At 60.6% G+C, this 13,191-nt stretch carries 11 protein-coding genes and 2 tRNA genes; 12 read left to right on the forward strand and 1 reads right to left on the reverse strand.

Annotated features, from left to right (window positions below):
• Positions 1-30: 30 nt before the first annotated feature.
• The 9 genes from ACEW8N_RS18895 (at position 31) to ACEW8N_RS18935 (ending at position 7,751) form a co-directional block, all read left to right on the forward strand.
• Complete coding sequence (locus ACEW8N_RS18895) at positions 31-990, forward strand: biotin--[acetyl-CoA-carboxylase] ligase (protein ID WP_373501419.1); 960 nt, start codon at positions 31-33, stop codon at positions 988-990.
• Positions 987-1,568, forward strand: coding sequence for a biotin transporter BioY (locus ACEW8N_RS18900; RefSeq protein WP_373501420.1), 582 nt, complete (start codon positions 987-989; stop codon positions 1,566-1,568). Before ACEW8N_RS18895 ends, ACEW8N_RS18900 begins: the two co-directional genes overlap by 4 nt.
• The gene (locus tag ACEW8N_RS18905) at positions 1,549-2,298 is read left to right on the forward strand and encodes an energy-coupling factor ABC transporter ATP-binding protein (RefSeq protein ID WP_373501421.1); all 750 of its coding nucleotides are present in this window, start codon (positions 1,549-1,551) and stop codon (positions 2,296-2,298) included. Before ACEW8N_RS18900 ends, ACEW8N_RS18905 begins: the two co-directional genes overlap by 20 nt.
• A 4-nt stretch (positions 2,299-2,302) precedes the next feature.
• Positions 2,303-3,064 carry an energy-coupling factor transporter transmembrane protein EcfT gene (locus ACEW8N_RS18910; protein ID WP_373501422.1) on the forward strand — a complete coding sequence of 254 codons (762 nt, stop codon included), beginning with the start codon at positions 2,303-2,305 and terminating at the stop codon, positions 3,062-3,064.
• Positions 3,065-3,286: 222 nt separating this feature from the next.
• On the forward strand, positions 3,287-4,651 hold the full coding sequence (trkA, locus tag ACEW8N_RS18915; protein ID WP_373501423.1) for a Trk system potassium transporter TrkA: 1,365 nt from the start codon (positions 3,287-3,289) through the stop codon (positions 4,649-4,651).
• Positions 4,652-6,106: a TrkH family potassium uptake protein gene (locus tag ACEW8N_RS18920; RefSeq protein ID WP_373501424.1), complete on the forward strand. Its 1,455-nt coding sequence runs from the start codon at positions 4,652-4,654 to the stop codon at positions 6,104-6,106. It begins immediately after the preceding gene.
• A gap of 128 nt (positions 6,107-6,234) precedes the next feature.
• Positions 6,235-6,307: transfer RNA gene (locus ACEW8N_RS18925), tRNA-Lys, on the forward strand.
• A gap of 35 nt (positions 6,308-6,342) precedes the next feature.
• Positions 6,343-6,420 (forward strand) — tRNA-Glu (locus ACEW8N_RS18930).
• Between the two features lie 488 nt (positions 6,421-6,908).
• On the forward strand, positions 6,909-7,751 hold the full coding sequence (locus ACEW8N_RS18935; protein WP_373501425.1) for a type II CAAX prenyl endopeptidase Rce1 family protein: 843 nt from the start codon (positions 6,909-6,911) through the stop codon (positions 7,749-7,751).
• A gap of 106 nt (positions 7,752-7,857) precedes the next feature.
• Here the strand turns inward: ACEW8N_RS18935 and ACEW8N_RS18940 are convergent, their stop codons facing one another.
• The gene (locus tag ACEW8N_RS18940; protein ID WP_373501426.1) at positions 7,858-7,989 is read right to left on the reverse strand and encodes a hypothetical protein; all 132 of its coding nucleotides are present in this window, start codon (positions 7,987-7,989) and stop codon (positions 7,858-7,860) included.
• A 458-nt stretch (positions 7,990-8,447) separates the two neighbouring features.
• Here ACEW8N_RS18940 and ACEW8N_RS18945 point away from each other — a divergent pair, with 458 nt between their 5' ends.
• From ACEW8N_RS18945 to ACEW8N_RS18955, 3 genes are read left to right on the forward strand one after another with little or no spacing between them, the layout of a single operon-like run.
• Positions 8,448-10,574: a vWA domain-containing protein gene (locus ACEW8N_RS18945; RefSeq protein WP_373501427.1), complete on the forward strand. Its 2,127-nt coding sequence runs from the start codon at positions 8,448-8,450 to the stop codon at positions 10,572-10,574.
• A 13-nt stretch (positions 10,575-10,587) separates the two neighbouring features.
• On the forward strand, positions 10,588-11,343 hold the full coding sequence (locus tag ACEW8N_RS18950) for an ABC transporter ATP-binding protein (protein ID WP_373501428.1): 756 nt from the start codon (positions 10,588-10,590) through the stop codon (positions 11,341-11,343).
• Complete coding sequence (locus tag ACEW8N_RS18955) at positions 11,340-13,184, forward strand: ABC transporter permease (protein ID WP_373501429.1); 1,845 nt, start codon at positions 11,340-11,342, stop codon at positions 13,182-13,184. Before ACEW8N_RS18950 ends, ACEW8N_RS18955 begins: the two co-directional genes overlap by 4 nt.
• The last annotated feature ends 7 nt before the right edge of the window (positions 13,185-13,191 follow it).

Below are 13,191 nucleotides of genomic sequence, written 5' to 3' on the forward strand. Positions count from 1 at the left end.
GATCCGAACGCACCGCCCAGGAGAGATGCCGTGAAAGCCGCCATCCTCGACACGCTCCGCAGCAGCCGAACCGTTGTATCCGGCGAGCGTCTCAGAACCGACCTGGGCATATCCCGGGTCTCCGTCTGGAAGCACATCCAGAAACTCCAGGAACTGGGATACGACATCGAGGCCACCCCCAAAGGCTACCGGTTTCTGGGGGCTCCGGACACGCCGTTTCCCTGGGAATTTTCCGGAAGAAAAGACCTCATCCATTACCATGACCGCGTGGATTCGACCATGACCATTGCCCGGAACCTGGCCCGGGACGGCGCCCCGAATCTGACGACCGTCATCGCCGGAAGCCAGGACCGGGGCCGGGGAAGGCTTGCGCGGCAGTGGCTTTCCGATGAAGGCGGCGTGTACATGACCGTTGTCGTCCGGCCGGAGATCCCGCTCCTTCTGGGCTCACGGATCAATTTTGTCGCCTCCCTCGCCATGATCCATGTCCTCAGAGACCGATACGGGGTCGACGCCCTGGGCAAATGGCCCAACGACATCCTGGTGGGCGACAAAAAAATCCTCGGCATGCTTTCGGAGATGGAGGTCAGCGCCGACATGGTGGCCTTCATCAACATCGGCATGGGCCTCAACGTCAACAACGACCCGACGCCGGATGAACCCGGGGCCGTTTCCCTGTCGGGCCTGCTGGGAAAACAGGTTTCAAGGTGCGCGCTCATCGCCGCCTTTCTCGACGAATTTGAACACCGCATGGCCCGCGTCGATTACGACACGGTCGTGGCGGAGTGGAAAGCTTTCACCATGACCCTGGGCCGGCAGGTCCGGATCGCCACCACCGGCCAAACCCTGGAAGGGCGGGCCGCAGACGTGGAAGCGGACGGCGCCCTGATCCTGGCGCTTCCCTGCGGCACCCGAAGGCGGGTGATCTACGGGGACTGCTTTTTCCCGCCGCCCCATCCCGATACCGAAGGAGGAACAGCTCAACCATGAACCCCACCCCACTCTCCGCTGCCTGCTTGCATCAGACCGTCTACGCGTCCCTTTTTGCCGCACTGATCGCCGCGGGCGCTTTTCTGGCCATTCCCATCGGGCCGGTTCCCATCGTTCTCCAGAACCTGTTTGTCCTCCTGACCGGACTTCTTCTGGGGCCCCGGTGGGGCCTTGCGAGTGTGGGCATCTACCTCCTGGCCGGCGCCATCGGGCTTCCCGTCTTCGCCGGCGGGACCGGCGGCATCGGCCGCATCCTGGGCCCCACGGGCGGATACCTCGTCGCCTATCTCCCGGCGGTCTGGGTGGTCGGCATCGTCAGCGCACGCACCAAAGGCCGGGTCATGGGAGACATTGCCGCCATGGCGCTGGGCGCCCTGATCGTTTACGGGATGGGCGTCCCTCATCTCAAGGCGGTGACCGGGATGCCCTGGTCCAAGGCCGTTGCCGCGGGCATGCTGCCGTTTTTGATCGGCGACGCCCTCAAGATCGCGGCGGCCGTCCCCATCGCCCGCACCCTCCGGCCGGTGATGGCCGGGAGAGTCCAGGCATTCCGCTCCGATGAATATTCTCGAGGTTAGCGGCCTCACCCACCGGTTCGCCGACGGGACGACGGCCCTCTCCGGGATCGACCTGTCGGTCCGGCCGGGGGAGTTCGTCGTGGTGGCCGGCGCCAACGGCTCGGGGAAAACCACCTTTCTCAGGCACCTGAACGCCCTCCTCCTCCCCCACGCCGGCCGGGTCGTCGTGGACGGCGTGTCCACGATCGATAACGCCATCCACGCCCGCCGGGCGGTGGGGATGGTGTTCCAGGACGCCGACAGCCAGATCGTGGGGGAGACCGTCTACGACGACGTCGCCTTCGGGCCTGAAAACCTGGGCCTCGCGCGGGGGGAAATCCACCGGCGCGTCACGGCGGCGATTTCGGCCGTGGGGCTGGACGGATTTGCGGACCAGCGGCCCCATTTTCTCTCCGGGGGGGAAAAACGCAGGGTCGCCATCGCGGGCATCCTGGCCATGCAGTCCAGGGTCCTGGTATTCGACGAACCCTTTTCCAACCTGGACTACCCCGGGGTCCGCCAGGTGCTCCAACAGCTGATCACCCTCCACCGGGACGGCCACACCATCCTGCTGACCACCCACGACCTGGAAAAGGTCCTGGCCCATGCCGACCGCCTCGTGGTGATCCGAGCCGGCGCCGTCGTCCGGGACGGGGCGCCGGCGGACGCGGTGAAAGGTATCGATGCCTTCGGGGTGAGGGAGCCCGAGGCCTCCCGGAGAGGCATGGCCCTCTCTTCATGGCTCGGCTGATCCGATGGCCGAACCCGCAACCCTGGGCTTCCGGCCCGGCAGATCCATCCCCCACCGCCTGGATGCGCGGTTCAAGCTCGTCTCCCTGGCCATGATCAACATCGCGCTGCTCCGGGCCGATTTTTCGAGCCTTGCCGCCCTCACCGCGCTCCTGCTCGCGGCCATCGGGCACATGGGTGTCCCCTTCCGGTCCATGGCGCGGGAGATGCGGTATTTCGCCTTCCTGCTCCTGCTGGTTTTTGCAGCCCGGACGATCTCAACCCCGGGGGCGACCCTGATATCCGCCGCCGGCATGGCCGTCACCCAGGAGGGCGTCGCCGCCGGCGTGCTGGTCTGCTGGCGACTCGCCTGCGTCGTTTTCGCCGGCATCATCTTCATCGCCGCGACCCGGCCGTCGGAGGTCCGCGGCGCCGTTATCTGGATTCTCGCCCCGATCCCCGGGGTTCCCGAACGGCGGGCCGGAACCATGCTGAGCCTCCTGGTCCGCTTCGTCCCCATGATCCTGGACCAGGCCCGGGAGACGATGGACGCCCAGCGGGCCCGGTGCATCGAATGCCGAAAAAACCCGGTGTTCCGGCTGACGGCGCTTGCCGTCGCCCTCCTCAGGCGCATTTTCGAGGATGCGGACCGGCTGATCGTCGCCATGGAGGCGCGTTGCTACAACGAAGAACGGACCGGACCGGCATACCGGGCGACGCGGCTGGACTGGGCTGCCCTTTTCGGGACGGCGGCCGTCTGCGGCGGCGTCGTTCTGCGCTCGTGGTAGAAAAAGGCCCCGAACCCGATTCCTTCACGCCATCGCCTTTCCCGCCGGCCGCCATCGCTTCCGCGAAGTGGCCAGATCCTGCCGCCGAGGGAATTGACACCTTCCGCCGGCTATAGTAAAGCCTGAACGGTTCGTTTTCCTAAAACCACGGTCGCCTCTCCGGCTATTCCAATCCATGCAGGGCGACATCGACGCGCCGTTCCAGCAAAGGAGTGTCATCTTTTGAAAATCCTGATTGTAGGGGCCGGCGAGGTGGGGTTCCATATTGCCAGCCATCTCGCCCGGGAAAACAAGGATGTGGTGGTCATCGATCACAATATGGATGCCATACGCCGGGTTTCCGACCATATCGACGTTCAGACGATGATCGGGCTCGGGAGCAGCCCTGAAATCCTTGATCAGGCCGGGATTCAGGAGGCGGAAATCATGCTCGCCGTCACCAACAGCGACGAAACCAATCTGGTGGCCTGCATGGTGACCGACATCCTGTCGCCGTCCACCAAGAAACTGGCCCGGGTCCGCAGCGCCGATTATGACCACTACAGCGAGCTGTTCTGCAGCAACCCGCCCCATATCGACACCGTCATCAATCCGGAGATGGAACTGGTCAAGACCATCGAGCGCCTGATGAGCGTGCCCAATGCGACGGATGTGGGGGAATTTGCCGGCGGACGCGTCAAGTTCATCGGCATCCGGCTTGACGACAGCTCGCCTCTTGCGGGCGCCCGCCTCCTGGATCTGCCCGAACGGATCAAAGGCCACCGCCCCCTGATATTCGCCATCATCCGGGAGGAGGTGCTCATCGTCCCGTCCGGGAAAGACCGGCTTCTGCCCGGCGACCTGATCTATTTCATCACCGACGACGATCACCTGGCGGAATCGCTCAGGCACTTCAACATGTACGCCGACCCCATCCGAAGGGTCATGATCGTGGGTGGCGGCCGCATCGCCCTCAGGCTGGCCAAACGGCTCGAGAATAAATCGATCCACACGAAGATTATCGAGAAACGAAACGACCGATGCTCCCTCATCGCCGGAAAACTGAACCGCACCGTCGTGCTCTGCGGAGACGGTTCCGACCAGGCGCTCCTGAAAGAGGAGAATATCCAGGATACCGACATGGTGGTCACCCTGACCGACGAGGATGAAACCAACATTCTGGTATCGCTCCTAGCCAAGCGTCTCGGCGCCCGGAAAACCATCACCAAGATATCGAAATTCAGCTATTTTCCCCTGATGCATGCCATCGGCATCGACCAGGTGGTGGACCCGCGCCTCTCGGCCGTCAACTCGATCCTCCAGCACATCCGCCGGGGCAAGGTGCTGAGTTCCGTCTCCATCCGGGGGGAGGACGCCGAGATCATGGAGGCGGTGGCGCTGGAAACGACCGACATCGTGGGCAAGCCGCTGATGGAGGTCGCTTTCCCGAAGGGCGTCCTCGTCACGACCATCCTGCGGGGCGAAAAGGTGATTATCCCCACGGGCCGGAGCGTGGTGGAGCCCAACGACCGGATCATCATCTTCGCCCGCCGCGAAGCCATCCCGAAAATCGAAAAGATCCTGGCGGTCAAACTGGAGTATTTCTAGATGCGCTGGCACTATGTGCTCTACGTCATTGCGATTTTGATCGTCTTCCTCGGGCTGTTCATGCTGCTTCCGCTTGGGGTGAGCCTGATTTACGCGGAGGCGGGCCTCCTTCCCTATCTGAAATCCATGGTCATTTCACTCGGCGTCGGCGGGGTTCTCTTTCTTTCTCTTCGGAAAAAGAGCGCCCGGACCGATTTTGTCAGCCAGCGCGAAGGCATGGGGATCGTCGCCCTGGGCTGGATGGCCGTTGCGGGGTTTGGTGCGCTCCCCTTCTACTTCAGCGGGCAGTTCGGCGGGTTTACCGACTGCCTTTTCGAGTCGGTGTCCGGGTTCACCACGACCGGGGCATCCATATTGAGAGAAATCGAACCGATTCCCAAAGGGATGCTCTTCTGGCGGAGTTTCATCCAGTGGCTGGGCGGCATGGGCATCATCGTGCTCTCCCTGGCCATCCTGCCCATCCTGGGCGTGGGGGGGATGCAGCTATACAAGGCAGAGGTGCCGAGTCCGGTGCCGGATAAGCTCAAACCCCGCATCCGCGAAACGGCCATGATCCTCTGGAAGGTCTATGCCCTCATCACAGGCCTCCAAATCGTGCTTCTCATGCTCGGCGGAATGGACCTTTACGATGCTCTGAACCATGCCTTCGCCACCCTGCCCACCGGCGGGTTTTCCACCAAAAACGCCTCGGTTGCCCACTACAACAGCGTCTACATCGACATGGTCATCGCCCTGTTTATGATTCTGGCCGGCATCAACTTCACCCTTCACTACCAGTTTCTCAAGGGGGAGACACTGGCGTTCTGGCGGGATTCCGAGTGCCGTTTCTTTCTGGGGACGACGCTGCTCCTCACCCTCGTGGTCGCCTTCGACATCTTCGGAAGCGTCTACGACAGCGCGGCCGAAGCCTTCCGGTACAGCCTCTTCCAGATCGCCTCCATTCTGACGACAACGGGATTCGCGACGGCCGACTACGAGCAATGGCCCGCCATGTCCCAGGTCATCCTGCTCCTGTGCATGTTCATCGGCGGCTCCGCCGGATCGACAGGCGGCGGCATGAAATGCCTCCGGGTCATGGTCTGCTTCAAATACTGCTACAAGGAGCTTTTTTCTCTCATCCATCCCCATGCGGTCACCCATGTCAAGATCGCCGGAAAGACGGTTCCCGAGGACGTGGTGCGGAGCGTCTTGGGCTTCCTGGCCCTCTACATGATCCTCTTCGCCGCAGCCGTCGTGCTCCTGGCCGGGACCGGGGTCGACCTGTTGACCGCCTTCGGGGCCGTCGCCGGCACCATCGGGAACATCGGCCCGGGGTTCGGCATGGTGGGGCCCGTGGAGAATTACGCCGACATCCCCATCCTGGGGAAATGGCTGCTCATCTGGTGCATGCTCCTTGGGCGGCTTGAGATCTACACGGTAATCATTCTTCTGGTGCCGGAGTTCTGGCGGAAATAAGGGGTTTTTCCAAGACAGACTGCCGGTTGGCAAGGACACTCAAGGGGATCTTGGAAATACGCTTCCGATGATCTTTTTTTATTGACAACCTATATGTATCCATATATAGAAGCGGGGTCTTTTTTTGAGGGCCGTTAACTCAGTCGGTAGAGTATCTGCCTTTTAAGCAGAGAGTCGCTGGTTCGAGTCCAGCACGGCCCATAAGCCATCACGGCCCGATGAAAAGGATACACCACGTCCCCATCGTCTAGCCAGGTCCAGGACACCGGCCTTTCACGCCGGCAACAGGGGTTCGAATCCCCTTGGGGACGCCACTGGACAACCACATGATTTCCTTTGTCATAACCGCCTGAAGGGTGAACTCTTCAGGCGGCTTTTTTGTTGTGGACACAAAATCTGGACACAAATCCTTCCTGGGCTCTTCCGGATGAACGCAACATCCATCCGGCTTATACCGATTGTCTTTTCAGTGGGATGATCTTAGCCGGTTGGGTCAACCCCTCCTCCAACGCCTCCCGCGTTTCCTTCAACCCTATACTTCGGAGGTACCGTGTTGTGGTGTTCGGGTTTTTATGGGGCAAAATGGACTGGATCACTGATACCGACTTTCCCTTTCTGTAAAGAATCGACGCGTCAGGTGGGCACTGGTTCAGTTGAATAGGCAATGAGATAATGGCTTGTTGAATATGCTATTCAAAACAATGAGTTATACCCAATATGGCCATCCCCTATATTCGCTGTAACTTGTTGTAATAATTAGATCACCTATTGAACTGAACCAGTGCCTTGAAAGAACAAAAACATGCTCCCAAACACCTCAGTGCGTGAAGCATACCGAGTGCCCTTCCGTTCATTTACCCCATTTCTACTGATCTCGTTTGGATTGGCTTGGGGAATTCTTGGGTTGTACATCTTTCTTCCGGAACGAATGGGTGAGGTGTTCGGCCAGCTCACCGGCAACCATCCGCTCTTTTTCCTGGCCGTGTATGCGCCTGCAATCGCGGCGTTCACTCTTGTTGCCCGCACCGGTGGCCTCACAGGCCTGCGGCGCTTCCTCGGACGGGTGTTGCTCTGGCGCTGCGGCGCGGCCTGGTATGCCTTTCTGATCATTGGCATTCCATTGATCTTCATTAGCGGTTCTGCGCTTAGAGGGAACCTTCTCACGGAACCGTTCCCATTGGCGTCCTTTCAGGCTCTACTCGTGGCGTTGGTCCTTGCCGCCATCAAAGGCCCGATCGAAGAGTTCGGCTGGCGGGGTCTCGCGCTTCCTCTTCTGCAAAGGAAGTTCGCTCCGATTTGGGCCGGGCTGATTCTTGGTGTCATATGGGGGTTGTGGCATCTGCCAGCCTTTCTGTTGAGTGGAACACAGCAGAGCGCGTGGTCATTCAGGGCGTTCTTTGCTGGGTGCCTGGCGATAAGCGTCATCGCAACTGCACTGTTTAATAGGTCGCGTGGCAGCATTCTGCTGTCGGCGTTCTTCCACTTCGCGCTTATGAATCCAATCTTTCCGGACGCACAGCCCTACGACACGTACCTGCTGATCATTGTTGCGGCCCTGGTCCTCTGGTGGAACCGCAAGGATATGTTTACAAAGGAAGCTTCTGTCACAGAAGTCATTCCGCGGCGAGAAGCCGCCGATGGCTAATCGGGTAGTCGGAAGTTTCTCTCCGCCAGCCCCCACACCACCTGGCCATCAGGTCCGCACCAGGCGGTTCACAAAACCTACCGGGCCGCAGCCGGGTAATGAATTTTCACCAATAGTTCGTCGGCTTATAGCGTTGCACTCGGGGTTGGCCGCTCAGCGCACCCAGATATTTCTTTTCACCCACCACGACCACCTTGTCGAGCTCTGTCACCGGACTTTGCGTGAGGATAGTTTCCATCTTCACCGCCTTAACACTTGCACCAGCGAAAAAGGCGATTTTCACTGAACCGTCAAGTTTGATGCCGATTCCACCCCCGGCCCCCTCCTGAAGTTGATATAAATTTTGTTATATTAATTGCAAATAAATGAAATGTACCCCTTCAAAACATCAACAGGCTTCTCAGACGATCCACATTCCCGCCGAAAATAAAGTTTAACGATATTCGCTTACTATTGGCATTCACCCATCCCTGGCGGGCCTATTCCATCTTTTGGAACGCAACTTGCTTTGGCCTTTAGAGTGTGGATGCAGGCTCTGGAACCTCAACGGCATCCGGACGATGACGGTTACAGAATCGATCATGGATATATGGGGTTTTATCCCCGCTATATTCTTCAATATATTGTGGCAAACCGAAGCGGTTTCGCCTTTCTACAATTGCATCGTGTTTTCACCCTTGATTGCCAGGAGGCTGCATGTTGAGTCATTTCGGATTGGCCCGAAGAATCATCCATACCGGCGTGGTCGCCACCCTGGTTCTGATGGTTTCTGCGGCAACAAGTCTGGCCGCGCCATCAGATCTCGAAGGAACGCAGGGGCATGAAAGTTCCGGCGGGTTATCGACGCTGGAAGGGACGATGGGGCATCGTCCGGCCGTGCAAACCGGTCAGGCCGCCCCGCCGCTTGACGACGGCATTGCATGCCGGGGAGAAGGGCCCTGTGTGGAGACGGCCACGAAGCTTCCCTTGCGCGCTCTCCCCCGACCCTTCTCCAACATGTATCGGGAGGCAGCGGTCAGCGAGGCTGATGTGGTTCTATCCAATATGCCTGCTTTCCGTCCTTTTTACGTTTTTGAACGTCAAGGTCTTGACAGCAGCCAACCGTCCGAACCTCAAGGATGGTATCAGGTCGGCCGTTCCCGCACCAACCCGGAAGGGTGGATGCAGGCCAAGGACCTTATCGAATGGCGACAAGCGCTGCTCGTCTCCTATACCCATCCGGGGAATCCCATCGAAGGGCGGAATCCGGTGCTGATGTTTCGCGACCGCTTATCCCTGGAAAATATCGTCAACGACCTGGACATGGCCGGCAAGGCCAAGGCGCTTTTCGAGGAGATTGGCAAGGGAACCTATCCGGAAAGCCTGGTCAGCATGGAACCGAAACGATTTGTTGACATCACCCGTCAATTTTATGTCCTCCCCATACTGCAGTGGTCTCAGACCCAGATCAACGGCGACGACGTCCGGCTGCTGCAGGTGGCGGCCGCGGTGCCTCGCAGCCGTGGCGCCGATACCCTGGAGAACAGTGAATACCGGGAACAGGCCCAGGTTGACCGGTCCGCGGGAGGGGGTGCTTTGCAGGACGTGAAGACGGACATCGTTTTTGTCGTCGACACCACCCGCAGCATGCAGCCTTTCATTGACATGACGCGTGAAGCGGTGGCGCAAATGACCAAAAAGTTCAGCGCCGAAACCGCCGACCGTTTCCGCTTCGGCCTGGTGGTCTACCGGGACGACCTGAAGGTCGCACCCAATTTGGAGTACCTGACCCGCAACCTCACCCCTGAACTGGTGAGCGGTGAACAATTGGTGCAGCTTTTGGAAAAGGATGCCGGTGCCACGGCTGTCGGCAGTCTCGATTACACCGAAGAGGTCTTTGCCGGGGTGGATGTCGCCCTGCACTCCAAATGGAGAGAAGGGGCACTGCGTTTTGTCATCCTGATAGGGGACGCCGGCTCCCATCCCAAGGGGCATCCCCAGAACAAAACGGGTAAGGACGAAACCGATCTGCGGCGCGAATACGACGACGCCCAGGTACATCTGTTCGCCATCCATCTGCAGGACCCCCGCGCCGAGGAGGACCATCCCGTCGCTCTGGCCCAGTTCCGGAACCTGGCCAGGGTGCGAGGTGACGAATCCAGTTCGGCTATCCGTGAGGTCAAGGCATTCGACGAGAACGAATACCGCGCGCTGGCCGATCACCTCACGGCCCGCATCGACACCCTGCTTAACCGGACCATGGGAGGGAAGGCAACCGAAGAGGCCGCTCCGCTGAAGGAGTTTGACAAACTCTGGGAGGCCGCTCTCATCGAATACATCGGCAAGGAGGCCAGTCCGCCCAAGGACATCGTGGCCTGGACGCTTGACCGGGATCTGATCAATCCCGCCGACCGTGCCCTGGACGTGAGGATTCTGGTCACCCGCGAGGAGTTGTCGTCCCTTGCCCAGACGCTGGATCAGGTCGTTCAGGCCCTGATGAGGGCCGAAGTCACCCAATCCCAGTTCTTCGAAGCCCTGCAAAGCGTCTCCGGACAGGCGATGAAACGGCCCGAGGATCTCGGCAAGGGGGCACGGCTGGCCGATACGGGGCTGCTGCCGGCCTATATCCAGAGTCTGCCCTACAAGAGCGACATTCTCTCCCTGACGGATGAGATGTTTGCCAGCATGACTGCCGTACAGCGCTCCCAACTGGAATGGAGCATCCTGGCAAAGCTGGATCAGTACCGGGCCATCAACGAACAGGTCGACGCCTGGTTCCGTCTGAACGACACCGATCCCGATCAGGATATGGTCTATCCCCTCCACCTGGACTACCTTCCCTGAGCAGGATCGGAAGATGCCGGAGATAAATCCCTGCATGGTCTGCGTGGAGGGGCTGGTCAAGACCCGCCGCCAAAGCGAGAGCGCTTTCGAACTGGAGGTTCCCCGCTTTACCGTTCTGCGGGGGCAGATGGCGGCCGTCGTGGGAGACAGCGGCTGTGGCAAGAGCACGCTGCTCGATATGCTCGCCCTGGTCATGGCCCCGACCAGGGTGGCACGCTTCCGGATCAACCCCGATGCCGGGCCCCCCTGTGATGTTGCCGCCCTGTGGGAGCGCGGCGACGAGGGGGCTCTCGCCAGGCTCCGCCGCAGCACCTTGGGGTATGTTCTGCAAACAGGGGGGCTGCTCCCCTTCCTGAACGTGCGCGGCAACATCTGTCTGCCGGGTCGCATCAAGGGAGATGGCGTCTCCCCCGAGCGCCTCAAGGCCTTGGCCCGGCGCATGGGGGTCGGCAACTGTCTGGAGCGGATGCCCCTCACCCTTTCCATCGGCCAACGGCAGCGGGTAGCCATTCTCCGGGCTTTGGCCCATCGCCCCCGCCTGCTGCTGGCCGACGAACCGACGGCGTCGGTGGACAAGAGTCGCGCCAGGGCGATCATGGACGACATGCAGCGCCTGGCCCGCGACGAGGGTGTGGCCGTGGTGGTGGTGACCCATGACCTTGATCTGGTCATGGACCGGGCCGATCTGGCATACACCTTCGATACGGTCCAGGTTTCCGACCAAACCACCCGATCCGTGTGCCGCAGACTTCGGGAAAAGATCTCATGACCTCCCGTCCCCGTCCCCTGCGGGAAGTTCCCGGCCTGGCGGCTTTCCACCTGTTCCATGAATGGATCCTGACCCTTTGCCTGGTCATGGCCCTTGCCGCCGTCATCTCTCCCCTTCTCGTCCTTCTCGGCCTCAAGTACGGCACCATTCAGACCCTCCGGGAACGGCTGGTGGAGGACCCCGTATTCCGCGAGATCCGGCCAACCCAAACCCGCGAATTGGCTTCCAATTGGTTTGGCGAGGTCTCCTCCTGGCCGGGGGTAGCCTTTCTGACCCCGACGATTCTCCCCCTCTCCTCAATGATCCATGTCGTTTCAAACGAAGGAGGAAAAAGCGAACTCTTCGACCTGATCCCGACAGCCCCGGGGGATCCCCTGCTGATCGAAAACGGCGCCCTGGTTCCCAAGGAAGGCGAGGCGGTGGTTACCGCCGAGGCCGCCACGCGCTGCGGGCTGAGGGCGGGGGGGAAGATGGCGGCCCGTGTCAGCCGTTTTCGGGGTGGGAAAACCGAGCAGGTGGAGGTGCACCTCAGGGTCATCGATGTGCTCGATCCACGGGCCGGCTCCCTGCCGCGGGTCTACGCCCCATTGTCCTTCGTCCTTGATGTGGAATCCTACAAGGAGGGGTATGGGGCGCCCGAGCGAGGATGGGCGGGTCAAACCCCGGACCCTTACCCCAGCTTTGACGGGGCGGTGCTGCTGCTTCAGGAATCCCTTTTTCCCATTGATCGGACCGGCCTCATCATCCATACGGGCTTTGGCCGCATTCACGATCTGAATGGGAAAAAAGCCTCTGAACTGCTTGGCTTTTCCCCGCCTTCCGGGCTTGCGGCTTACGACCTGGCGGCGCCCGGCGCCTCCGTCACCGCATCGAACCTTCAGACCCTTGATCAGAAATTGAGGGGGCGGGAAAAGCTGCTCCTGCCTTACGCCGGTGGAATTCATCTGGTGAGCGAAGCGGAGGTGCTGCGTCCCATCGGGCTCTCCATGGACGATGAAAAAGCGGCGATGCTGGGACTGGGACCTCTCCCCTGGGGGAGATACGCGGGAGGGGATTTGCTCCAGGATGGCCGACTGCTGCAGGTATTGTGGCCGGAAAACAAATCACCGGGAAAGGGGGATGCCCTCGCCGTCTCCTTTTCGGGAATGGATGGGGAGCTGTCCTTTCGCCTGAAAATTGTCGGATCGACCCCATTGCCCCGGCCGGTCGTGCCCGCGGAACTGCTGGGGGTGCTGCGCACCGCCACTCAGAGAAAGGTCGTCTTCGAACGGAAAACGGGGCGCTTTCATATGGCCCGCGGCGGATACCGGGGGTTTCGCCTCTATGCCCAAAGCATCGATGACGTGCCGCCCCTTTACGAAAGGCTCAAGGCACAGGGGATAGAGGCGGCGGCCGAGGTGGAGACCATTGGGCGTATCCGGGTGCTGGACCGGGGATTAACCCGCCTCTTCCGGCTCATCTCCCTTTTAAGCCTTGTCGGCGGCACCTCGGTCCTGGTGGCCAGCCTCTATGCTGCCGTGGAGCGCCGGCGCCGGGATCTCGGCGTCCTTCGTCTGCTCGGTTTCGCCCGCGGGCATGTCTTTTTCTTCCCCGTTTTCCAGGGGCTGATCATCGCGGCGCTGGGGCTGCTGACAGGCTTTGGCAGCTATGCCGGCCTGGCCTGCGCCATCAACCGGACTTTCTCCACTGAGCTTGCCCCGGATGAGGCGTTCTGCGTCCTGCCGTTTTCTTATATTATCCTTTTCTGTTCGGTCACGCTTTTCCTGGCGGCTTTGGCTTCCATGGTCGCCGCCTGGCGGGCCACGTGCATCGATCCTGCGGAGGTCATTCGTGAGCAATAACGGTTTT

It is taken from the genome of Desulfococcus sp. (genome assembly GCF_041737845.1).
Classification (GTDB): domain Bacteria; phylum Desulfobacterota; class Desulfobacteria; order Desulfobacterales; family Desulfococcaceae; genus Desulfococcus.